The organism is Peptococcus simiae, assembly GCF_046097595.1.
In the GTDB taxonomy this organism is placed as follows: domain Bacteria; phylum Bacillota; class Peptococcia; order Peptococcales; family Peptococcaceae; genus Peptococcus; species Peptococcus simiae.
The window spans coordinates 1-20,976 of sequence record NZ_JBJUVG010000001.1 but is presented as its reverse complement, the minus strand read 5'-3'; the positions used below and the strand labels follow the sequence as shown (position 1 = coordinate 20,976).

The 20,976-nt window shown below is 59.2% G+C and carries 18 protein-coding genes; 1 reads left to right on the top strand and 17 read right to left on the bottom strand.

The genetic code is table 11. From position 1 onward, the window contains the following. Positions 1–94: 94 nt before the first annotated feature. The 9 genes from ACKQTC_RS00090 to ACKQTC_RS00050 form a co-directional block, all read right to left on the bottom strand. Positions 95–604 (bottom strand): Gx transporter family protein, encoded by a 510-nt coding sequence (locus ACKQTC_RS00090; protein WP_408976416.1) that lies wholly within the window; start codon positions 602–604, stop codon positions 95–97. Positions 605–612: 8 nt separating this feature from the next. Further along, positions 613–1,068 (bottom strand): NusG domain II-containing protein, encoded by a 456-nt coding sequence (locus ACKQTC_RS00085; protein WP_408976415.1) that lies wholly within the window; start codon positions 1,066–1,068, stop codon positions 613–615. Then, complete coding sequence (locus ACKQTC_RS00080; RefSeq protein ID WP_408976414.1) at positions 1,061–2,188, bottom strand: FAD:protein FMN transferase; 1,128 nt, start codon at positions 2,186–2,188, stop codon at positions 1,061–1,063. Before ACKQTC_RS00080 ends, ACKQTC_RS00085 begins: the two co-directional genes overlap by 8 nt. A 92-nt stretch (positions 2,189–2,280) precedes the next feature. Continuing rightward, the gene (locus tag ACKQTC_RS00075; RefSeq protein WP_408976413.1) at positions 2,281–3,753 is read right to left on the bottom strand and encodes an MFS transporter; all 1,473 of its coding nucleotides are present in this window, start codon (positions 3,751–3,753) and stop codon (positions 2,281–2,283) included. A gap of 101 nt (positions 3,754–3,854) precedes the next feature. Further along, the gene (locus tag ACKQTC_RS00070) at positions 3,855–4,808 is read right to left on the bottom strand and encodes a cation diffusion facilitator family transporter (RefSeq protein ID WP_408976412.1); all 954 of its coding nucleotides are present in this window, start codon (positions 4,806–4,808) and stop codon (positions 3,855–3,857) included. A gap of 104 nt (positions 4,809–4,912) precedes the next feature. After that, a complete protein-coding gene (locus tag ACKQTC_RS00065; RefSeq protein WP_408976411.1) occupies positions 4,913–6,424 on the bottom strand; it encodes an aldehyde dehydrogenase family protein in 1,512 nt (503 codons plus the stop codon). Positions 6,425–6,921: 497 nt separating this feature from the next. Beyond that, positions 6,922–9,834 (bottom strand): insulinase family protein, encoded by a 2,913-nt coding sequence (locus ACKQTC_RS00060; protein WP_408976410.1) that lies wholly within the window; start codon positions 9,832–9,834, stop codon positions 6,922–6,924. 103 nt (positions 9,835–9,937) lie between these two features. Continuing rightward, a complete protein-coding gene (locus tag ACKQTC_RS00055) occupies positions 9,938–11,701 on the bottom strand; it encodes a DUF2207 family protein (protein ID WP_408976409.1) in 1,764 nt (587 codons plus the stop codon). After that, complete coding sequence (locus tag ACKQTC_RS00050) at positions 11,689–12,258, bottom strand: LemA family protein (protein ID WP_408976408.1); 570 nt, start codon at positions 12,256–12,258, stop codon at positions 11,689–11,691. Before ACKQTC_RS00050 ends, ACKQTC_RS00055 begins: the two co-directional genes overlap by 13 nt. 349 nt (positions 12,259–12,607) lie before the next feature. On the opposite strand from ACKQTC_RS00050, the gene ACKQTC_RS00045 reads away from it, so the two are divergent. Further along, on the top strand, positions 12,608–14,005 hold the full coding sequence (locus ACKQTC_RS00045; protein WP_408976407.1) for an MDR family MFS transporter: 1,398 nt from the start codon (positions 12,608–12,610) through the stop codon (positions 14,003–14,005). 81 nt (positions 14,006–14,086) lie between these two features. Here the strand turns inward: ACKQTC_RS00045 and ACKQTC_RS00040 are convergent, their stop codons facing one another. The 8 genes from ACKQTC_RS00040 to ACKQTC_RS00005 form a co-directional block, all read right to left on the bottom strand. Next, entirely contained in the window at positions 14,087–15,064 is a 978-nt protein-coding gene (locus ACKQTC_RS00040; protein ID WP_408976406.1) for a lipoate--protein ligase, read from the bottom strand. Then, positions 15,064–15,921: a lipoyl synthase gene (lipA, locus tag ACKQTC_RS00035; RefSeq protein ID WP_408976405.1), complete on the bottom strand. Its 858-nt coding sequence runs from the start codon at positions 15,919–15,921 to the stop codon at positions 15,064–15,066. The genes ACKQTC_RS00040 and lipA overlap by 1 nt, the downstream gene beginning before the upstream one ends. Next, positions 15,914–16,153, bottom strand: a complete 240-nt coding sequence (locus ACKQTC_RS00030; RefSeq protein ID WP_408976404.1) for a lipoyl domain-containing protein — start codon at positions 16,151–16,153, stop codon at positions 15,914–15,916. Before ACKQTC_RS00030 ends, lipA begins: the two co-directional genes overlap by 8 nt. A gap of 11 nt (positions 16,154–16,164) precedes the next feature. Beyond that, positions 16,165–17,106: a lipoate--protein ligase family protein gene (locus ACKQTC_RS00025; RefSeq protein WP_408976403.1), complete on the bottom strand. Its 942-nt coding sequence runs from the start codon at positions 17,104–17,106 to the stop codon at positions 16,165–16,167. A 102-nt stretch (positions 17,107–17,208) separates the two neighbouring features. Further along, the gene (gene panC / locus ACKQTC_RS00020; RefSeq protein ID WP_458295176.1) at positions 17,209–18,069 is read right to left on the bottom strand and encodes a pantoate--beta-alanine ligase; all 861 of its coding nucleotides are present in this window, start codon (positions 18,067–18,069) and stop codon (positions 17,209–17,211) included. Further along, complete coding sequence (panB, locus tag ACKQTC_RS00015) at positions 18,062–18,922, bottom strand: 3-methyl-2-oxobutanoate hydroxymethyltransferase (RefSeq protein ID WP_408976402.1); 861 nt, start codon at positions 18,920–18,922, stop codon at positions 18,062–18,064. The genes panC and panB overlap by 8 nt, the downstream gene beginning before the upstream one ends. Next, positions 18,894–19,769 (bottom strand): Rossmann-like and DUF2520 domain-containing protein, encoded by an 876-nt coding sequence (locus ACKQTC_RS00010; protein WP_408976401.1) that lies wholly within the window; start codon positions 19,767–19,769, stop codon positions 18,894–18,896. Before ACKQTC_RS00010 ends, panB begins: the two co-directional genes overlap by 29 nt. A 157-nt stretch (positions 19,770–19,926) precedes the next feature. Then, positions 19,927–20,559, bottom strand: coding sequence for a hypothetical protein (locus tag ACKQTC_RS00005; RefSeq protein WP_408976400.1), 633 nt, complete (start codon positions 20,557–20,559; stop codon positions 19,927–19,929). Positions 20,560–20,976 lie beyond the last annotated feature (417 nt).

The following is a 20,976-nucleotide window of genomic DNA, read 5'->3' as shown; positions in this document are numbered from 1 at the left end:
AATATTATTTATGGACCTGGTTAAAGGCCGGTGGCAAGAGGGCGGGTTCTTGCCTAAATAAAAAAGCGAACCGTAAAATACGATTCGCTTGGGGTTAATCCTGGAAATTTTTGTGAAAGGCGGGGTGGCGGATGAGCCGGCCGGCGATGAGCCCGGTGAAGAGGCCGCTTAGGGTGCCGGCGAAGACGAGGGCGGGCAGGTAGGCCAGGACGGCCCAGGTGTGCATGATCCAGCAGGCGCAGGCCAGCTGGCCGATGTTATGCAGGACGCCGCCGATGGCTGAGGGAATCCAGAGGGCTTCCAGGGAGAAGGCCCGGTAAAAGAGGGCAATGACGCCCAAGGACAGGAGGCCGCCGGCCAGGCTGTAAAGGAGGGTAACGCCGGTACCGGCAAAGATGGTCCCCAGGAGGATGCGGACGATGAGGACCATAAAGGCCTCCTTCCGGCCCAGCCAGAAGAGGGTAAAGAGGGAAACAATATTGGCCAGGCCCATTTTGATGCCGGGAATGGCCGGCAGGATGGGCGGGATTTGGGCTTCTATGACAAAGATCATCAGGGCCACGGCGGTGAGCATGGCGATGGTGACCAATCTTTTGACGGTCATGGGTCCTCCTATTTGGTCACGCTGTCAATGGTGGGTGCTTTTTCGGCGCTTTGGCTGTCGTCATCGTGCCGGTGGTCATGGCCGGCGTGGTCATGCTTATGGTCAGCGACCACCTGGTCATCGATTTTAATCATGAGCCTATGGGGCAGGCAGACGATGGGTTCGACGCCGTTACTGATAGCGCCCTGGTTGACGCAGATTTGGTCGGGGCAGTTGGCTTCCTTGATGCGGATGGCACCGGGGCTGACTTCTATAATATTATAGTGGCCGTCGGGGCCATCGACCCGGAAGGTGTAGGTCTTTTTGACCTTGTCCAGGTCGATGGTGCGGATGACCTTGTCATTGAGGTAGACTTTGGCGATGTGACCGCCGGTCTGCCAGTGGCTGACGCCGTAGGCGGCGATGCCGGAGATGACCAGGATGGCGATAATGGCGATGAGCCATTTTTTATTGGACTTAGGCATGGGCAGGGATAACCTCCGGGGCGGGACGGTCCGGGGTGGTGAAGTCCTCTACCAGGCCGGGGGTGATGGAGACCCGGTTGTCTTTATCGACCAGGACCATGTCAAAGAGGTCGCTATGGGCCTGCCAGAAGGCGATGGCCCCTTCCTTGCCCATAATCATGAGGGCGGTGGCCAGGGCGTCAGCGGTGGTGCCGTCGGCGGTGATAACGGAGGCTGAGGCCAGGCTGTTATCGGCCGGTTTGCCGGTGGCGGGGTCGATGATATGGTGGTAGCGCTGGCCGTTTTCTTCAAAGTAGCGCTGGTAGATGCCGCTGGTGATGATGGCGCAGTCGCTCCGCTGGACGATGCCGACGAAGTCTTCTTCATTTTTGGGGTCCTGGATGGCGACGTTGAAGTCGGCGCCATCGGGCTTGGTGCCGAAGAGCTGGGTGTTGCCGCCCAGGTTGACCAGGCCGCCGACAACCTTGTTATCGGCAAAGATTTGCATGATCCGCTGGCTGGCGTAGCCCTTGGCGATGCCGCCAAAGTCGACGCCCATCCCTTCCTTGTCAAAGCGGATGGTCTTTTTATCTTTATCGAAGTGGACCAGGGACATATCTGTCAGGGGCAGGAGCTTATCGATGGTGGCCTGGTCGGGGACTTGGAATTTTTGGGTGGTGAAGCCCCAGGCCTTGACCAGGGGATAGATGGCCACGTTGAAGTGGCCGCCGGTCAGCTTGCTGATTTCCCGGGACCGGTCGTAGAGGTAGGCGGAATCATCGGAGAGGTCTACCTCGCCCTTGCTGTTTAAGATGGCCAGTTCGGCGTCCTTATGGTTGGTGGACAGGAGGGCATCCAGGCGTTTGATTTCATCCATGGCGGCGTTAATGGCTTTTTCCGCATCTGTTTTATTTTCGGTATAGACCCGGAAGTGCATGACGGTATCCATGGCGTACATATCGGCATCGGCCTGGATGGGGGCATTGGTGTAGCCGGAATCGGTATATTCGATGGGCATGGCCTGGGGGGCTTCCGCTTCGGTTGGGGCCGGGCTGCTGGTTTCCGGCGAGGCGGCCGGGCCGGCACAGGCGCTGAGGGCCAGGCAGCCGGCACAGAGTAAGGCGATGGCTTGGTTTTTCATATATCCTCCCTGTAGTGGTGGTGGATTAGCGTGGGGTAATTGTCATTTAGTAAAAATAGCACAGGCGGTATCTCTTTGTCAATACAAGCGGGTCAGCCTTGTTCGGCAGCCCGGTGGCGGGCCTTGTCCCGGTTGGCGGCCCGGACCATGAAGAGGGAGAAAAAGGCCCCTAGGAGCATGAGCCCGGCCATGATGGTAAAGACGGTGTGGAAGGCGGACAGGGCCGCTTCGGCGTAGCCTTCCTTGCCGGGCAGGGCCTGGCCGCTGCCGCCGTACTGGTGGAAGAGGGTATTGGCCCGGAAGGTGAAGATAACAGTCAGGATATTGGTGGAAATGGCCTGGGAGAGCTGGTTGACCCAGTTGATAAAGGCCGAGGCATGGCTGACCTTATCCTGGGGCACAGCGCTCATGCCCACGTCTGAAATGGGCAGGCGGACAAAGGCGATGCCCACATAGCGGATGGTCAGGATGGCAGACAGGATAATGAGGGACCGGTCCATGCCGACGGTATTCATGAGGGCATTGCCCAGGGCGGCGACACAGAAGCCGCTCACCACCATGGCGGTGGTGGAGGCATTGCCATAGAGGCGCTTGGCCAGGGTATTAGCCCCGGCCATGATGATGGAGGGGGCGAACTGGACGACCCCGGAGAAGAAGGGAGCATAGCCGCGGACGCTCTGGACGTAAACGGCCAGGACAGAGGCGGTGATGCCGATGACGGTGGACAGGATCATGGATAGGAAGACGGCCAGGGCAAAGCTGGACAGCTTAAAGAGGCTGAAGTCCAGGGCCGGGTGGGGGTTTTTCCGGTTATGGATAATGAAGTAGGCCACCAGGCCGATGGCCCCGGCAATCATGGCCCAGAAGCGCCAGTTGGCGAAGCCCCAGGATTCTAAGAAGGTAAAGGCCAAAAGGAGCATGCCGGTGGCCAGGGACACCAGGGCCACCCCGCCAATTTGCAGCGGAGCCTTGCCGGTGACCCTTTCAACCGGCAGGGCGTGGCGGGCTTCAAAGTAGGTGGGCAGGACCATGAGGGCGGGCAGGACAAAGATGACCCGCCAGCTGGTCCATTGCATGATGAGGCCCGCAAAGGACGGGCCAATGGCAAAGGCAATGCTCTGGACGATGAGGACGGTGGCATAGCGGCCGGCCCGTTCATTCTTGGGCATATAGCGGTAGATGAGGGCCATAACCGAACTCATGATGATACCGGCGAAGAAGCCGTTTAAGGCCCGGAGGATGATGAGGACCCAGAGGTTGGCGGCCAGGGCGCAGGCCAGGGATAGGATGGCGGTCATAATCAGGCTGGCCAGGATGAGCCGGCGGTAGCTGAACCGGTCACTCAAGGCGGTGACCAGGGGCATGGCACAGGCCAGGGTTAGGATATAGGCCAGCATGATCCACTGGACCTGGTTCAAGTTGGCCTGGAAGGATTCCATCATAACCGGCATGGCGATATTCACGGAGCCGGCATTGAGCATGGTGATGACATTGGATAGGATAATGGCCGTAACGAGGGCGCTTTTGCGCCGGGGCTCAGTAATGATGCAGGATTCGTCAGACAAGGTCTCCCCTCCCTTTCTATCTGGTGATTGATATCTATTGATATGAACCTGTCCCGGCGGCCTTAAACCCCGGGGGCAAGAAAAAAGACCGGCAGGCCGGCCTATGCGTCATGGTTGGGGGTCATGGGTTCAACATGAACCATGATATGTTTGATTTGGGGCAGGTTGGCTTCTATGCGGTTGTGGGCAAGGGTGGCAATGTCATGGCCCTCCTCTACGCTCTTCTGTCCGTCGACCTTGATGGTGACGTCGGCATAGGCGGAGGCGCCAAAGACCCGGGTCTTTAGGCTGCTGACGGCCAGAATACCATCGACGCCTTCCAGGAGCCGGTTGATTTCGGCAACAGTGCTTTCATCGGTAGAAGAGTCGACCAGGCCGAAGACGCTTTTACGGTAGAGGTCGATGCCGACTTTTAAAACCAGGAGGGAAACGACCAACCCGGTCAGGGGGTCTAGGATGGGGGCACCCAGGCGGGCACCGAGAATGCCGACGAAGGCCCCGACGGAGGACAGGGCGTCGGACCGGTGATGCCAGGCGTCAGCCTCCATGGCGACAGACCCGATTTTCCTGGCCTTGCGGAGGGTGACCCGGTACATGGCTTCCTTGACCAGGATAGAAAAAACCGCAGCGGCCAGGGGGGCCCAGCCGGGGACCCCATAGCTGCCGGTCAGGATAACCTGGAGGGCATCGTAGCCGATTTTGATGGCGGTGACGCCCAGGATAATACTCAGGATATTGGCAAAGATGAGTTCGTATTTTTCATGGCCGTAGGGGTGGTCGGCATCGGCTGACTTGGAGGCTATTTTCAGGCCGGCAATGACCGCTACGGTGGTGGCGCAGTCGGAAAAGGAATGGATACTGTCGGCAATCATGGCGCTGGACCGGCCCAAAATCCCGGCGGCCAGTTTGATGACGCCCAGGAGGAGGTTGAGGGCCAGGGTCCAGACAGAGAGGACAATCCCTTCCTTATAATTCCCCAGGCCGGGGGAATGTTTCTCTTCTATCATAGGCAGCTCCTTTAAGCGGCAGCCGGAAAGGCCGGCACTTGCTTTCATTGTATTCTATTTTAGCGGATGGGCCGGTCAAGTACAAGGCGGGCCCAACAGAAAAAAGTTCCCGCCCGAAGGCGGAAACTTTTAAGGGGTATGGGTGCTGGGGCTTAGCCGTTCACAATGCAGCAATCTTCGCTATCTGCATCGTAGAAGCCGCTGGGGGCATCGGACAGGTCGATCATGATGTTTTTGACCTGGCTGTACTGGTCGAGGATCATCTTATGGGTTTCCCGGCCAATACCGCTTTCCTTGTAGCCACCGAAGGGGGCCCCGGCGGGGATTTGGTTATAGGTGTTGACCCAAATCCGGCCGGTTTCGATTTCCCGGGCGACTTTCAGGGCCCGAGTGATGTTTTGGGTGAAGACCCCGCCGCCCAGGCCGTAAACGCTTTCGTTGGCCATGCGGATGACATCGTCGGCGTCCTTGAAGGGGATGACCACCCCAACCGGCCCGAAGATTTCTTCCTGGGCCACCCGCATGTCATTGCTGACGTTGACCAGGAGGGTCGGGGCCAGGAAGGCACCCTTGTCATATTCACCGCCGGTGAGTTGTTCCCCACCGCAGGCGACCTTGGCTCCTTCCTGCTTGCCGATTTCGATGTATTCGAGGATTTTCTTCATCTGGCCGGCGTTGATTTGGGACCCCATGGCGGTGTCCTTATCTAAGGGGTTACCGACTTTTAAGCCCCGGAATTTTTCAACGGCTTTTTTAACAAAGTCTTCGTAGATGGATTCCTGGACAAAGATCCGGCTACCGGCACAGCAGACCTGGCCCTGGTTAAAGAGGATGCCCAGCTGGACGCCATCCAGGGCCTTGTCCATATCGGCATCGTCAAAGATGATGTTGGCGCTCTTACCGCCCAATTCCAGGGTAGCGGGAATGAGGCGCTTGGCAGCGGCTTCGGCAATGTCCCGGCCGACTTCGGTAGAGCCGGTGAAGGCCAGTTTATCCAGGCCGGGGTGGTTCTTGACGAAGTCACCGGCGGTGGACCCCTTACCGGTGATGACGTTTAAGACGCCCTTGGGCAGGAGGTCGGCAATGAGTTCGGTGAAGACGAGCATGGACAGGCTGGTGGTGGAAGAAGGCTTAAAGACGACGGTATCGCCGGCGGCCAGGGCCGGGGCCAGCTTCCAGGCGCCCATGAGGAAGGGGAAGTTCCAGGGGACGATTTGCCCGACCACCCCGATGGGTTCACGCAGGATCAGGGACAGGTAGCGGCCCTGGAGGACGCTGGCCTTGCCTTCGTCAGCAATGATGGCCCCGGCAAAGTAACGGAAATGCTCGACGGCAAAGGGGATGTCAATGCTGGAAGTTTCCCGGATGGGCTTCCCGTTGTCCATGGTTTCAACGGTGGCCAGGAGTTCGGCGTTTTCTTCGATAATATCGGCAATTTTGTTCAGAATGGCAGCCCGTTCGGCAGGCTGGGTGTGCCGCCAGCTGGCAAAGGCTTCCCGGGCGGCCTTGACGGCATCATCAACGTCTTTTTCAGAGGCTTCGGCGATATTGGCCAGGTGGTCTCCGGTGGCCGGGTTGCTGGTGGCAACGGTTTTGCCGCCTTCGGCCTCCCGCCATTCGCCATTGATGTAGAGTTTGTAGCTATCTTTCAAGTTCACATTCATGAGGGTCTTCCTTTCCTGAAGTGAGGATCATTCCAATGATTGTGTCTACTTATCCTATAACCGCCGGCAGTTTGTGCTAAACAGCACTTACCGGACCCAACTATAGGGTTATTTATGAGACCCATTAGCCGAATAGGTCAATGATTGGGCCGATAAAAACATACCCGACCATGGTCGAATTAAAACCGGGGATCCATTTCATTTCATCATTTATAAAAGGAGTTCAAGTAAAGGCTTTTTTAGAATCTTGATGTAAGGAGATGATGACAGGGACAAGCATCGATTAGGCGAGTGAACCAACCAAACCTTGAGGAAGGACACAGGAAAAAGAGGCCATGTCGAAGCCTTCAGGTGCTCAGTTATCCTAGCATTGATATTTAAAAGCAGCCCTATACCGCTAGCCCTCCCTCTTTTTGACACACAAAAAAGCACGCTCGCAAAGATGCGGACGTGCTTTTCTGCCTTTGATGGCAAGTGGTTCGTCTTCAAACCATCCTTTAGCCTTCCAGGTTACGGATCTGGTCGAAGTGGTCCTTGGCCCGGTCGATGGCGGTGCCGCCACCGATGACGCAGATAACCGCTTGGTCCAGGGCCTCGGCCAGGGCTGGGGCCAGGGCCTTGAGGCTGGCGGGATCGGTGGCCAGGGCCTCCTCTTGGCTGGCTTCGATGTCTTCGTAGGTCTGGCCGCTGATGAAGAGACGGAGGACCAGGAGTCCCTTACCGGCAGGGGTCCGCTGGGGGTTGAACTTATCCAGGGTGCCGATGATGAAGGGGGCCAGGCCTGCGGCGTCCATGTCCAGCTGGGCCAGCCAGGCCGGCAGGCCGGTGTAGACGTCGACGGTTTTTTCCAGGTTGGGGTCCCGGTAGGAGTAAAGGTTCATGTAGCCCTTCCGGGAGAAGCGGATGCCTTGGCCGTAGGCGCCGCCTTTGGCCCGGATTTCATTGTAGAGGTATTCATTGCTGATGAGGTTGGCCAGGACTTCCCAGCTGCCGGTATAGCCACCGGGGGCTTGTACCGGGGCGGCCTGGGCCACGTATTGGACGCCGGCGGCCGTCTTGAGGCCTTCGTTTTTAACAACCGGAGCCGGCAGGAAGTCGGCCCGGGGGGCCTCATTGACGGGCAGGCGGCGGATAAAGTCTTGGACCGGTCCCCGGGCGGCGGCGATGTCTTCGGCGCTGCCGGTCAGGCCCAGGACCACCTGGCGCTTGTCAACCAGGCGGGCGTAGAGGGCGGTGAGCCGGTCGATGAGGGCGTCGCTCTGCTCATCGAAGTGGTCATCCAGGTCCTGGAGGGCAAAGAGGAGGTCCAGGCCGGCGATCCGCTCGGCGTAGGCGCTTTGGGCGGAGATATAACTCATGGCCCGGGCGGCGGCCACCTGGTGGCCCACCCGGAGGAGGCCGGCTTCGGTCCGGAGGCGGAGCATTTTGATGACTTCATGGAGCCGGGCCTTGTCGGTGAGCTTGGTCTGGTAGAGTTCTTCATAGATTAAGTCCAGGACGGCATCCAGGTGGTCGGTGCCCAAAAGCCGGGTGCTGACGGCCAGCTTGGGGTAGCAGCGGCTGCCGTCTTTGAAGTCGCTGTAAATGGCCGGGCTGATGCTGAGCCCGCCGCTAATGAGGTACTCCTGGGTGGAGAGGTCCCGGTAGGTGTAGCGGGCGGTATCCATGCTGCCGATGAGGGCGGTGAGGAGGGCGTAGTCGCAGAGGTCCTCGGCGCCGATGTGGGCAGCGGAGAAGTAGATATTCAGGTAGAGGATGCCGGAGGCGAAGACGTCATTGGTCAGGAGGGTCCCCTCTTCCAGGGGGACGATTTCCGTGGGCACTCGGGGGATGCCGGCGTCGACGTCATCCAGGGTGAGGACAGGCAGAGTGGCCTTTTCTTCCGGGGTGTCGGCCCGGTTCTGCCGGGCGATGAGCCGGTGGGTTTCATCAACCAGGCCCTGGATTTCCGCCGGGGATAGGGAGGCCTTGTAGGCGGCCAACTTGTCGGCGACGGCGGCATCCCGTCGGTCAGTTTTGCCGGCTTCCGGCCGGGCGGTCAGGATGACCTTATGGGGGTTGTCTAAAATCCGTCGGCGGATTTCCTCACCTAGGCGGCCGGCTTCAATGTCTTCCCGGAGGGCCTTGAGGGGGGCCTCATAGTGGAGGGCATCAAAGGGAGACCCGTCATAGAGCCAGCTTTCAAAGGCATTGATGTAGTAAACGACGCCCCGGGTGCCAAAGCCCTGGCATTCCCGGTAGGCGAATTCGATTTTATTGAGGGAGGCCAGGAGGAGGTCCCGGTTCAGGCCCCCGTCAGCCAGGCGGCGGAAGGTGTCTTCGATGACCCGGACGAAGTCCTCTTTCCGGGCGGCATCGGTATCCTTGGCGATGATGCCGAAAGGAATCTGGATGCCATCGGAGGAGAAGGATTGGACGTCGGCGCCGATGCCGGCCTCCTGGAGGGCCTGGCGGATGGGGCCGGCCTGGCTATCGATGAGGGCATCGGTTAAAAGGTCAGCCAGGAACATATCCCGCAGGGAGGTCCGGGTACCGAAAATCAGGGCGTAGGCCAGTTGATCCTTGCCGGCCTTGTCCTCTTCCGGGGCGGCGGCATAGGTGACTTCCGCCTCTTTAGGGGCCTGGAAGGGGGCCTGGAGATGAAGGCGGCTGTCCACATCCAGGGGGCTGTAATGGGACAGGTATTCTTCATGGATATGGGCCAGCCGGCGGTCCAGGTCGACCTGGCCGTAGAGGAAGATGTAGGCATTGGAGGGGTGGTAGTAGTGGCGGTGGAAGTCCAGGAACCGATCGTAGGTCAGGTCGGGGATTTCATAGGGGTCCCCGCCGCTTTCCTTCCCGTAGACGGTGTCCGGGTAGAGGGCTTCCAGGATGGCGTTTTGCACCTGGGCATCGGCCCCGGACAGGGCGCCCCGCATTTCATTGTAGACGACGCCCCGGTAGGTTAAGGGGCCTTCGGGCTTTTCCAGGTGGTAGTGCCAGCCTTCCTGGAGGAAAATTTCCTTGGTCTCATAGATGGCCGGGTTAAAGACGGCGTCCAGGTAGACATCCATAAGGTGGGTGAAGTCTTTATCATTGCGGCTGGAGACCGGGTAGATGGTTTTATCGGAAAAGGTCATGGCGTTCAGGAAGGTGGCCAGGGAGCTTTTCACCAGGTCCATGAAGGGTTCCTTGGTCCGGTATTTCCGGCTGCCGTTGAGGACGGAGTGCTCCAGGATATGGGCCACGCCGGTGGAATTATCCGAGGGGGTCCGGAAGCCAATGCCGAAGGTTTGGTTATCGTCATCATTGAGGATGGCCAAAAGCTGGGCCCCGCTTTGGTGCTTGAGCAGGAGGCCGCGGCCGGCCAGTTCCGGGAGGGGGCGGTCTTCGATCAGGGTAAAGCCGTATTTTTCATATGCTTGTGTCAAGGATAAACCTCCTTATGAGAAATGGGTCTGCGTAAGATGTTGCGTAAAATGTATAAAAGAAGAGGCCTTGCGGCCTCTCAGGTATCCGGTTGGGCGCGGACGGCTAGCGAGTTCCCCCGCCGCCGCCTCCACCAAAGCCGCCACCGCCGCCGCCAATGGAGGTAAAGCCTCCGCCGCCGGATGAGGCGGTCAGGTCAGGGGCGGTTGCAGCCCGGTAGGCATCGCCCAGGCCGGCAGAAAAGTGGTGTAAGAGGATGATGTCGGTATAATCGATATCGACTTGACGGGCGAGCTCCGGATAGAGGTCTTCCAGGGCCTTGGCCACTTCATCGGCCATGCCGTAAAGGCCGGCCCAGATGAGGAGCTGCTGCCAGAGGCCAACTTCGGTGATTTCCCGTTCATCTAGGAGGGTGAAGTCCTCCAGGTAGTTTTTGAAGGCGATGAGCCGGTCGACCAGGCCGGCCCCGCCCTCTGTCAGGCCGATGTGGCTGGTCCGGAAGAGGAATTTCCGGCTTTCGTAAACCGTCACATAGCCGGCCTGGTTCATGGCCCGGCGGGAGTGGCTTTCCACCCGGTCCCACCAGGCTTCCAGGTCACCGGCATTTCGCCGGGACCATTTGGCAAATTCCTTGGCCTCCAGGATGCCATCCTGGCCGGCGGCGGAAACAACCATGTCATAAAATTCCGCCTCCAGGCGGGGCAGGGCCCGGTTGCCGGTATAGCCGGCGTCTACGACGATGGTGGTCTCGTCCCGCTTGCGGAAAACGCCCCGCTCAACGGTTTGGTGGCCAATCCGCCCTTCAGCCAACCAGGTCAGGAGGTAGGCATTGAAGAGGTCCTCGATTTGGGCCATGTCAAAGGGGCGGAGCATATTGACGATGTCTTCCAGGGGGCCCTCATAGGGGATGTCCCGGTAGTACTTGTCCTTGTTCCGGGCCCGGACATCCTTGACATCAATCCGGAAGGGGTTGTTGGACCCGGTGCTGCCGCCCTGCCCGCTCTTGCGGAAGAGGCTGCTCAACAGGAAGAAGCCGAAGGCGCCGCCAATGGCCAGGATTTGCGCTCCCAGGCCATCCATAAAGCCGCCGCCCCCCTCCTCTTCGCTGCTGCCGTAAGAGGAACCTTCCTTGGCCTGGGCCTCCTGGTCAGCCAGGGTCATGTCCTGGGTCAGGCCGGGCTGGAAGGGGTTATCCGGAAACTGGAATAAGAGGGTGATGTGGTTGGACGGGCTCAGGGGAGACTGGGCCTGGCCGATGACCCGGCCATCCTGGTCAAAGTTGACCTGGCCTTCAAAACCAAAGCCCCAGATTTTGGTATTGTCCGCAGTCATGGAAAAGGGGGCCCGGACTTCCAGGCTGGCCCGCTCCGGCGGGGTGTTGGTATCCGAATTGTAGAAGGTCCAGAACATGGACTGGCCGTCGGTCAGTTGGCGGACAATGCCGTGGACGGTGTAGTGAACGGTGTAGGTATGGTCCCCGTCGGCGCCCAGGCCCCAGCAGAGTTCCACCCCGTCTTCTTTTTCGATGATGCCGCTTTTGCCGGCCTTTTCTTCCCGGCTGGCATTGACATCCCAGGCGGTGCCAAGGTCGGTAAAGGGCTGACCGTTTTCTTCCACCCGGAAGTCGGTAATTTTGGCCCCCTGGAGCTGGCCCAGGGCAATGTAGGCCTCGGTGCCCTCATCAACGGTCAGTTGGCGGCGTTCGGTCACTTGGGCGCTGCCATCCGGCTGAAGGACGACGGACAGCTGCCAGTCGGTCAGGTCATTGGCCCGGGCCGGTTGGGCCCCCAGGGCCAGGAGGCCGAGGGTCAAGAGGCCAACCAGGCCCAGGGCCAGGCTACGGCGACAGAGTTCCCTCAAGCGTTCCATGAGGGGGTCTCTGCCTTTTCAGGGCTATTTTCAAAGTAGCGTTCCTGGCTGAAGTTGAAGATGCCGGCAATGATATTGCTCGGGACCTGCTGGATGGTCCGGTTGTACTTGGTGACGGTGTCGTTGTAGACCATCCGGGATTGGCGGACCTGGTTTTCGTACTTGTCGACGGCGCCCATAGACTGCTGGTAAACAGATGAGGCCTTTAAGTCCGGGTAGGCTTCAGCCACAGCGTTGATATTGGCCATGGCCCGGCCGAAGAGCTGGTTATCCTGCTCGACATCAGCGACGGTGGATTGGGATGTGACCCGGCTCCGGGCCTCAGTGACGGACTTAAAGGTGTCCGCTTCATGGCCGGCGTACTGACGGGTCGCTTCGATTAAGCTTTTGAGGGCGTCCCAGCGGCTCTCAATCTGGGCGGCAATCTGGCCCATGGCATTGCGGACCAGCTCCCTTTCCTTGACCAGACGGTTGTAGACGCCGATCCCCCAGATGACCAGTAAGACGCCGAGGAGCACAATCCCGGCGACAAGCATTAAGCCTATAGATATACCCATTTGTCTTCCTCCTTTTTAAACAAAGCCATTTTAATACCATCTATATACCCACATTTTGGCAGCCCTACTGGAGCTTGTAAAGTCTCCTTTTGATGACAAGAAAAGAAGCCTTCGTGCGTCCCTTGACCTTCTCTCGGTGATTCGATATAATTATATATTGCTGACAGATAAGGCTACTGGCCGGCGGACTGCCGCGGCCGGTAGGTGAATAACCATAGCTGCGCTGGTACTCAGGAAGCTGAGTAGATAGGGCTGTTTTTTTTGCTTTAATTTACCCGGAGGCAGCCGAGGTAAGGTTTTTTAGCTGTATTTTTTAGATGCATCCAAGGATGAGAAAGGGGTCTTTTATTTGAGTCATTTTTCCCTCAGTAAAGATGAGAAATTATCCCTGGGCCTGGGCCTTTTAGGGGTTTTTATCGCTTCTCTGAACCAAACGATTTTATCGCCGGCTCTGCCGTCCATTATGCGGACCATGGGGATTACCGCTAGCCAGGGCCAGTGGTTTACGACAATCTTCCTTTTAACCAATGGGATTATGATCCCCATCACCGCTTACTTGACCGAGCGCTTTCGCTTCCGTCAGCTCTATTTAACGGCCATGGCCATCTTTACCGCCGGCACCCTCCTGGCCGGGGTCAGCAGCCAGTTTTGGCAGTTGGCGGCGGCCCGGGTCCTCCAGGGGATGGCCTTCGGGATCTTGATGCCCCTCATCATTAACTTTGTTATGGCCATCTTCCCCTCCCACAAGCGGGGGGTGGCCATGGGCTATGTGGGAATTATCTTCAGTGCGGCGCCGGCGGTTGGCCCGCCCCTGGCCGGTCTGGTCATTGATAGCTATGGCTGGAACCGGATGTTTTTGGTCTTGGTGCCCTTTTTGTTGGGGGATATCCTCTTGTCCCTGGTCATTATGCCCAAGGGGGGCAAAACCTCCCGGCCGGTCTTGGATATTCCTTCCATCTTTTTATCCAGCCTGGGCTTTGGGGCCCTCCTCTATGCCTTTTCCATTTCCGGGACCCGGGGCTGGCTGAGCCCGATTGTCATCGGGGGGACGGCCTTTGGTCTGGTTGTGACCTGGCTCTTCCTCCGCCGGCAGGAACGGATTGACCACCCCCTCCTCCGGGTGGATGTCTTTAGCCAGCGGCAGTTCAGCATCGGGACCTTCCTCAGTATGCTGGTCAACGCCGGGATGATTGCCGGGACCATTGCCACGCCGATCTACCTCCAGCAGGTACTGGGCTATTCGGCCTTTAAGTCCTCTTTGGTCATGCTGCCGGCCTTTATCTTCTCTATCTTTGCCTCACCGGCCATTGGGTCCTTCTTTGACCGGCGGGGGCTCCGGGGGCTGGCCATTACAGGCTTTATCGTCCAACTGGCCGCCACCCTCCTCTTCCTGACCTTTACGGCAGAGTCCCCCTTCTGGTACCTGTCCATGATTTATACCGCCCGGGTGGTGGGGATCACCCTGGTCATGAGCCCCCTGAACACCTGGAGCTTAAACGCCCTGCCCCAGCAGCTCATTAGCCACGGGAACGCCTTTTCCGCCACCCTCCGCCAGGTGGCTGCCTCTTTAGGGACGGCGGTCATTATCAGTATTATGACCATGGTCACCATGGCCAATAGCAACCTGGGGACCACCCTGGCCACCCTGAAGGGCTTCCATATGGCCTTTTTAGGGAATGCCGCCCTCATTGCGGTGGCCCTGGTCATGGTCATTGCCCAGGTCAAAAAAGAAGATGTCATTCGGTAAATAAAAGTCAAAGTCGACCGGCTCAAAAAAGCCCCTAGCGGACAGATCCGTTAGGGGTATTTTTATGCCGGTCGGCTTGTATTAACTCAATAAGAGGTCAATGAGGTCATCAATGCTAATCCGGTAGAAGGCCCGGTCCATCTGGGCGGCGACCAGGGCCCGGCGCAGGGGGCCTTCTTCCAGGGGCAGGCCCCGGAGGACATCCGGCAGCCGGTCGGCGGCTTCGGTGGCGAAAATATCCCCACCGACCTGGCAATCGCTGATGAGGCCCTTGTCCAGGCTCAGAGCCAGACGGAGCCGGCCACCGGCCAGGCGGCGGCTTTTGACGATTTGGCTGGCCGGGTTTTTACCATAGGTATGGTCCGGGGCCGCAAAGCGGTTGGCCGCCAGGTCGGCAATGGCGGCTTCATCCGCCGGGCTGATTGCGATGACCGGGCCACCGCCGCAGAGATGGCGGCGAAGACAGGCCATGACATCGGTAATGGTGGTACCCGCCGGGAGAAATTCGGACAGGTTGGCCACCCGGTCGCGAACGCTGGAAATGGCCTTGGAGGCCAGTTTTTCGTAGTCGACGGTGGTGGCGGCGGTCATGACTTCAATATCCGTATCCACCAGGATGGACCCATGGTGGACGGTAGTCCCTTTGATCTTATACTGGGCGTTGCCGCTGATTTTGCGGCCGGCAACGGTCAGGTCATTCCGGCCCTTGAAATCGGCCTGGACGCCCAGTTCGGCCAGGGCCGCACAGACCGGCCGGATAAAGTGGTCAAAGCTGATTTGCTCTGAATGGTCGGGGACAATGTAGCCAAACTGGACGGCCCCGGGGTCTGTATAAATAGTCCCGCCGCCGGAGGGCCGGCGGACAATGTGCAGGCCATGGTCAGCGGCATAGCGGGTATTGATTTCCTGGGCGGTGTTTTGGTACTTGCCGATCATCAGGGTGGGTTCTGTCCGCCAGAGCATGACCACCGGTTCTTCCAGGGGTACGGCGGTGGCGAAGTGGTATTCGGTAGCAAAGTGCCGGTAGGGGTCCAGGCCCGGGCTGTCTAGGTAACGCATTAGGCCTCCCTCCCGGCCCGATAGGCGGCCAGGGCCCGGTAGGATGACCGGACCAGGGGGCCGGAGACGACATAGCGGAAGCCCAGGGCCCTGGCCGCTTCGGCCCAGGCTTCAAAGGCTTCCGGGGTCACATAGCGGTCAACGGGCTGGTGGGCCGGGCTGGGCTGGAGGTACTGGCTGATGGTCACAATATCACACCGGACCCGGCGGAGGTCCGCCAGGAGGGCCCGGACTTCATCATCGCTTTCGCCCAGGCCCAGCATAAAGCCGCTCTTGGTCAGGCCGTCCGGTAGCCGGTCCTTGCTCCGGGCCAGGACTTCCAGGGACCGGTCGTACTTAGCCCCGGGCCGGATGGTCGGGTAAAGGCGGGGGACCATTTCCACATTGTGGTTGAGGACGTCCGGCTTGGCATCTAAAACCGTTTGCAGGGCGGCCGGGTCGCCGCCCAGGTCGCTGATAAGGACTTCAATGCTGACCGCCGGGTTGGTCTGGCGGATGGCTCGGACGGCCCGGGCCATATGGGCGGCCCCGCCATCGGCCAGGTCATCCCGGGTCACCTGGGTGAGGACCACATGGTCCAGCTGCATGTCCCTGACGGTTTCGGCCAGCTGGGCCGGTTCTTCCGAATCCGGCGCCTGGGGTCGGCCGCCGCCGACTTGGCAGAAGCGGCAGTTCCGGGTGCAGACATCGCCCAGGAGGATAAAGGTGGCTGTGCCGCTCTCATAGCATTCCCCCCGGTTGGGGCAGTGGGCCTCCTGGCAAACGGTATGCAGGCCCTTGGCCTGTAAGTTTGCAGTCAAACGATCCACTGAAGCCGGCTTATAACGAACTTTGAGCCAGGCGGGTTTTTCAGTCATGGTAGTTTACCTCGGCCAGGTCGGTCCCATAGGCCACCCGGTCACCGGCCTCCACCAGCTGAAGGACCAGGGTCCCGGCCCGGTCCGATTCGATTTGGGCGACGACCTTGTCTGTCTCGACTTCGAAAAGGGCTTCGCCGGCAGCAAAGTCAGCGCCCTCCTCGACCAGCCAGTCACACAAAAGGGCATCCTTCATATCGTCACTTAATTGTGGCATTTTTACTGTTTCCATCTCTTCCCCTCCTAAAATAATTCCGGCGCCAGGCCATCCAGGTCTGGGAAGGCCTCCAGGGCCCGGGCCAGGTCATGCCGCTTCACCCGGACGCCCCGTAAGGCCAGGGCCGCTTCCGGATGGTTCGGCTCAAATGAAATGGTTTCGATACAGCCCCGCTTGGCCCGGTAGGTCACCGTCAAGGGGGCACCCCGCCAGATGAACATCCGGCGGAAGGTAAAGGCCGGGCCCCGGGCAATGGTCCAGGCCCAGGTCCGGTACTTTTGCTCGGCCAGGTCGCGGATGGCGGCCAGGTCGTCCGGGCTTAATTCAACCCTGGTCAGGGGACCGTAAGTCCGGTCCAACTCGGCCAGGAAAGCCTGCATGAAGGCCTCGGTATCAGTAAAAGGCTCGGCCATCCACTGGCGGATATTGGTCACCGGGGCCGGCCGGGAGGCGGTGGCCCGGCTATCGACAAAGACCCGCTTGCCATTGGCCAATTGGCGGAGCTTATCCAGGTCTGTATCGTAGAGCAGGGTGCCATGGTGCCAGACCCGATCGGCGGCGATTTTCTGAGCATTGCCGCTGATTTTATAATCACCAAGCATGAGTTCACTAATGCCATCCATCCGGGCCTCAATGCCCAGGGCCCGGAGGATGGCCACCACCGGCTGTAAAAAGCGGGCGTAGTCAATGTGCTTGCCTCTAGCCGGGGCCATAAAGGTGTAGTTGACATTACCGGCGTCATGGTAGACAGCGCCGCCGCCGGTTGGCCGCCGGACAACGGCCACCTTTTCCCGGGCGGCCAGGGTCAGGTTGGTTTCGGCCGGCACACACTGGCCGGCGCCGCAAACCACAGCGGGCCCGTTCCGCCAGAGGAGGAAGTTGACCCCCTCCCGGTAGTGGTTAAAAATATATTCCTCATAGGCCTGATTAAAATACGGATCCATGGATTCATTATAAAAAAAACGCACCGGACTCCCCTCCTAGGCTTTTATTATAACCCAGGGGAAAGTCCGGTAGCAAGTCAATCGGAACATATTTTCGTTTTTATGGTCAGGCGGCTGGCCGCAGGCTTAGAGGTCCAGGCTGAAGTTGTCGATTAAGCGAGCCTTGCCGAAACGGACAGCCAGGGCCACCAGGATGGGCCCTTCCAGCCGGTCGATGGGCACAATGGTATCCCGGTGGACGGCCTGGATGTAGTCAATCTCCGCCAGGGGCTCGGCGCTGATCCGGTCCTCCAGGAAGGCAATGATGGTCCGGGCGTCTCTTTCCCCGGCCTGGATCTTTTCCCGGGCCTCTTCCAGAGCCCGGTGGAGGATGGGGGCCGCCGCCCGCTCTTCGGCGGTCAGGTAGACATTCCGGGAACTCTTGGCCAGACCGTCGGCCTCCCGAACGATGGGACAGCCGACAATCTGCACCGGAATGGCCAGGTCGGCCACCAGCCGGCGGATGACGGCCAATTGCTGGGCATCTTTCTCCCCAAAATAGGCCCGGTCGGCCCCGGTCAGGAGGAAGAGCTTGGTGCAAACCGTTGCCACCCCCCGGAAGTGGATGGGCCGGGACCGGCCGCAGAGCTCAGCGCTCACCCCTTCCACATTGACATAGGTGCTGTAGCCGGCCGGGTACATGTCTTCCGGGGCCGGAGCAAAGACGGCGGCAGCCCCATGACGGGCGGCCAGGGCCACATCTCTGGGCAGGTCCTTGGGGTAGGCCTCCAGGTCTTCGCCGGCGCCGAACTGGGTAGGGTTGACGAAGACGCTGACGACCACCCGGTCATTATCGGCGGCAGCCCGGTCAATCAGGCTCACATGGCCCTCGTGGAGGTAGCCCATGGTGGGGACCAGGCCGATGCTGCACCGGCTTTTCCGCCAATCGGCCATAAGGCTGCGTAAATCGTCAAGGGAATGGACAACAGGGATGGGAAAATCAGTCATGTTGGGCCTCGCTTTCCTGGCTTTGGGCCAGGGCTTGGTCCACCAAGGCTTGGTCCATATCAAACTGTTCAGATGCATTAGGGAAGGACCGGTCGCGAACGGCCCGGGCATAGTCCTGGAAGGCCCGGGTCATGGCCTCTCCAATATGGGCAAAGGGGCGGACAAACTTGGGCACAAAGTCGGTGTACATGCCCAGCATATCCTGGTAGACCAGGATCTGGCCGTCACAGTCGGGCCCGGCGCCGATCCCGATGGTGGGAATATCTAATAAGTCAGTAATGGCCTTGGCCAGGGGGGCGGGCACACATTCAATGACCACGCTGAAGGCCCCGGCGGCCTGGACGGCCTTGGCATCTGCAATGAGGTCCAGGGCGGCATCCAGGTTCTTTCCCTGGACCTTAAAGCCACCCAAGGCATGGATGGACTGGGGCGTCAGGCCGATATGGGCCTGGACCGGGATGCCAGCGGCCACAATGGCCCGGATTTGCTCGGCCACCGCCCGGCCCCCTTCCAGCTTGACTGCGTCGGCACCGCCTTCCTTGATCAGGCGGCCGGCATTGGTCACCGCGTCATAGACGCTGGTTTCATAGGACAGGAAGGGCATGTCGCAGACCACTAAGAGGTCCGGGGCGCCCCGGGTCACCGCCTTGCAATGGTGGATCATGTCTTCCATGGTCACCGGCAGGGTATTGGGGTAGCCCAGGATGGTATTGCCCAGGCTATCGCCGACCAGGATACTGTCTATGCCGGCATCGTTCATGAGTTTTGCAGTGGAATAATCGTAACAAGTGAGCATCGTCAAGGGTCTCTTCTTACCTTTGGCTTCAGCAAAGGTCTGAACCGTTGTTGGCATGATTGCTCCTCAACTCCTTTTCCAGGTGAGTCGTATCCCGCCCGGGGTCCCGGTCCCGGAGGAGCGGCAATACGGCTAGGGATAAGCTGCGGTAGACGGCCAGACCCCGGGAATCGTCAGCCAGCGCTGTCAGGTGGGCCCTAACGGTCGAAAGGTCATTTCGCTCCATTGGGCCGGTCAGCACCGCTGCCGGGCCTTGGTCAGCAAGGGCTTGGGCATTATGGATAAAGAGAGGGGCCAGGGCGGCCCGGGCCAGGTCCGGGGCAAAGCCACAGGCTTCCAGCTGCCGGGCCGCTTCCCCGTAAAGGCCGCAAACCAGGTTGCTGGCCATGACACAGGCCGCATGGTAGCGGGTCTTATCTCCTGCGCTGATTTCAACCAGTCGGTTACCGGGCGCCTCCATCAGGGCCCGCAAGCGGTCGCAGGCCGCCCGGTCACCTTCCAGGCTAAAGACCGCCGCCTCCAGGGGGGCCAGGTCCATGTCCACCGCCGAAAAGGCAATGATCGGGTGGAGACTGGCCGCCTGCCAGGCTGCCCCTGCCGGTTTCAGGACCGCATGGGACAGGCTCCCGCTCAAGTGGGCCAGGATGTGTCCCTCGCCCAGGTAGGGGGCCAGGGCTTCCGCCATAGCCGGGATGACGCCGTCCGGCGTGGCAACCACCAAAAGGTCACAGGCCGCGGCTAGGCCCGCCAGGTCCGTAAAGGCCCGGCTTCCGGTCAAGCCGGCCGCCCGGTCCGCATGGGCTTTAGTCCGGCTGTAATACCCAACCGGCGCCAGCCCATAGGCAGCCAGGTACCGGCCCAAAACCGTCCCGGCCTTGCCGGCTCCAATAATACCCCAAGTCATACACTCACCTCCATCTATACCCTAGAATACCTTACCGCCCCCTATCCTGCAAGGCGCAAATCAATCCGAATCCTGCAGCCAAGGGATTTCCCATCAAAAAAGGCGCAGCCTGACCGGCTACACCCTTTCTCAAGAGCCCATTTATCATTCACCTAGCCTATGCCCCATCCAGGTCTGCAAGGATAGCTTCCAGATCCAGGTCCTGGATGTCTTGATCATAATGAGTCATATCGTAGGCTTCAAAGGCCTCGGGATTGCAGAAAAAATCCGGGTGGGTAAAGCCGGCTGTTGTGTCATCTGTCAGGGCTTTTAAAACCTGCCACCGGTCCTGTCGCCGGACTAATTCTAATCGGTAGTGACATTCCTGTCCACCCCGCTCCTCCGGAAGGTCAGGGTCACCCCAATAGCTCGTAGCCCTCACCTGGACCTCTGCCCTGTCTCCGGCAAGGGGCTTCGACAAAAGGTCTTCTACTTGAAAATCAGTTATGGACGGGTTTCTTTCACTCCTGCCCACTTGTATGGCCTGGCGAATCGTCAGCAGCCGGCGAAGGGCGCTGGCCTCTTGGGCCAAATAGGGTTCAGGATCCGCTTGATTGGATCCTTCAACAAAACAGGACCTGATAAAATCCACAGCCACTTCTTCCACAGCAGCCTTTTCAGCAGCAGGCATATTGGTCGCTTCTGCACGCTCGGCCCGCTTATCAGCAAGAACACCGGCAAACATAGTCACAGCTGCCAACACCAGGCCTAGCCCCAGCAAGGCCAGGAAAAAAATCCATCTTTTTTTCATACAACCACCTTCCAAGACTTGCGGGTAAAGTATTGTATGTTTATTCTATTACCAATTAGGCAAAATAGCCAGTTTTTCCTAGCAGTATTAGCAGGCAATAGCCAAACCAGGTGGCCTGCAGAAAGGTGACCCGGAAAAAGCAAATAAAAAACGCATGAGCGATTGCTCATGCGCTTAATAAATGAAACAGACCAAACAAGGTAAATATAATTTTTACAGTAAGTTCGTTACTGCGGGTTTTCCTTGAGACCGGAGCTGGTGCGTCAGCAGTCGCGCCAGCGACACCAGCCGGCCACCACCGCCAGGTGGTGGATGCGGCGGTCTACAGAGAAACAAACCGGATAATGGCAAATAAAAAACGCATGAGCGGATGCTCATGCGCTTAATAAACTAAACAGGCCAAACAAGGTAAATCAT

Excerpts from the sequence above, each read along its gene's own strand:
- ACKQTC_RS00090 (WP_408976416.1), bottom strand. The coding sequence starts at position 604 with ATGACCGTCAAAAGATTGGTCACCATCGCCATGCTCACCGCCGTGGCC.
- ACKQTC_RS00085 (WP_408976415.1), bottom strand. The coding sequence starts at position 1,068 with ATGCCTAAGTCCAATAAAAAATGGCTCATCGCCATTATCGCCATCCTG.
- ACKQTC_RS00080 (WP_408976414.1), bottom strand. The coding sequence starts at position 2,188 with ATGAAAAACCAAGCCATCGCCTTACTCTGTGCCGGCTGCCTGGCCCTC.
- ACKQTC_RS00070 (WP_408976412.1), bottom strand. The coding sequence starts at position 4,808 with ATGAAAGCAAGTGCCGGCCTTTCCGGCTGCCGCTTAAAGGAGCTGCCT.
- ACKQTC_RS00065 (WP_408976411.1), bottom strand. The coding sequence starts at position 6,424 with ATGAATGTGAACTTGAAAGATAGCTACAAACTCTACATCAATGGCGAA.
- ACKQTC_RS00055 (WP_408976409.1), bottom strand. The coding sequence starts at position 11,701 with ATGGAACGCTTGAGGGAACTCTGTCGCCGTAGCCTGGCCCTGGGCCTG.
- ACKQTC_RS00050 (WP_408976408.1), bottom strand. The coding sequence starts at position 12,258 with ATGGGTATATCTATAGGCTTAATGCTTGTCGCCGGGATTGTGCTCCTC.
- ACKQTC_RS00040 (WP_408976406.1), bottom strand. The coding sequence starts at position 15,064 with ATGCGTTACCTAGACAGCCCGGGCCTGGACCCCTACCGGCACTTTGCT.
- lipA (WP_408976405.1), bottom strand. The coding sequence starts at position 15,921 with ATGACTGAAAAACCCGCCTGGCTCAAAGTTCGTTATAAGCCGGCTTCA.
- ACKQTC_RS00030 (WP_408976404.1), bottom strand. The coding sequence starts at position 16,153 with ATGGAAACAGTAAAAATGCCACAATTAAGTGACGATATGAAGGATGCC.
- panC (WP_458295176.1), bottom strand. The coding sequence starts at position 18,069 with ATGACTGATTTTCCCATCCCTGTTGTCCATTCCCTTGACGATTTACGC.
- panB (WP_408976402.1), bottom strand. The coding sequence starts at position 18,922 with ATGCCAACAACGGTTCAGACCTTTGCTGAAGCCAAAGGTAAGAAGAGA.
- ACKQTC_RS00010 (WP_408976401.1), bottom strand. The coding sequence starts at position 19,769 with ATGACTTGGGGTATTATTGGAGCCGGCAAGGCCGGGACGGTTTTGGGC.
- ACKQTC_RS00005 (WP_408976400.1), bottom strand. The coding sequence starts at position 20,559 with ATGAAAAAAAGATGGATTTTTTTCCTGGCCTTGCTGGGGCTAGGCCTG.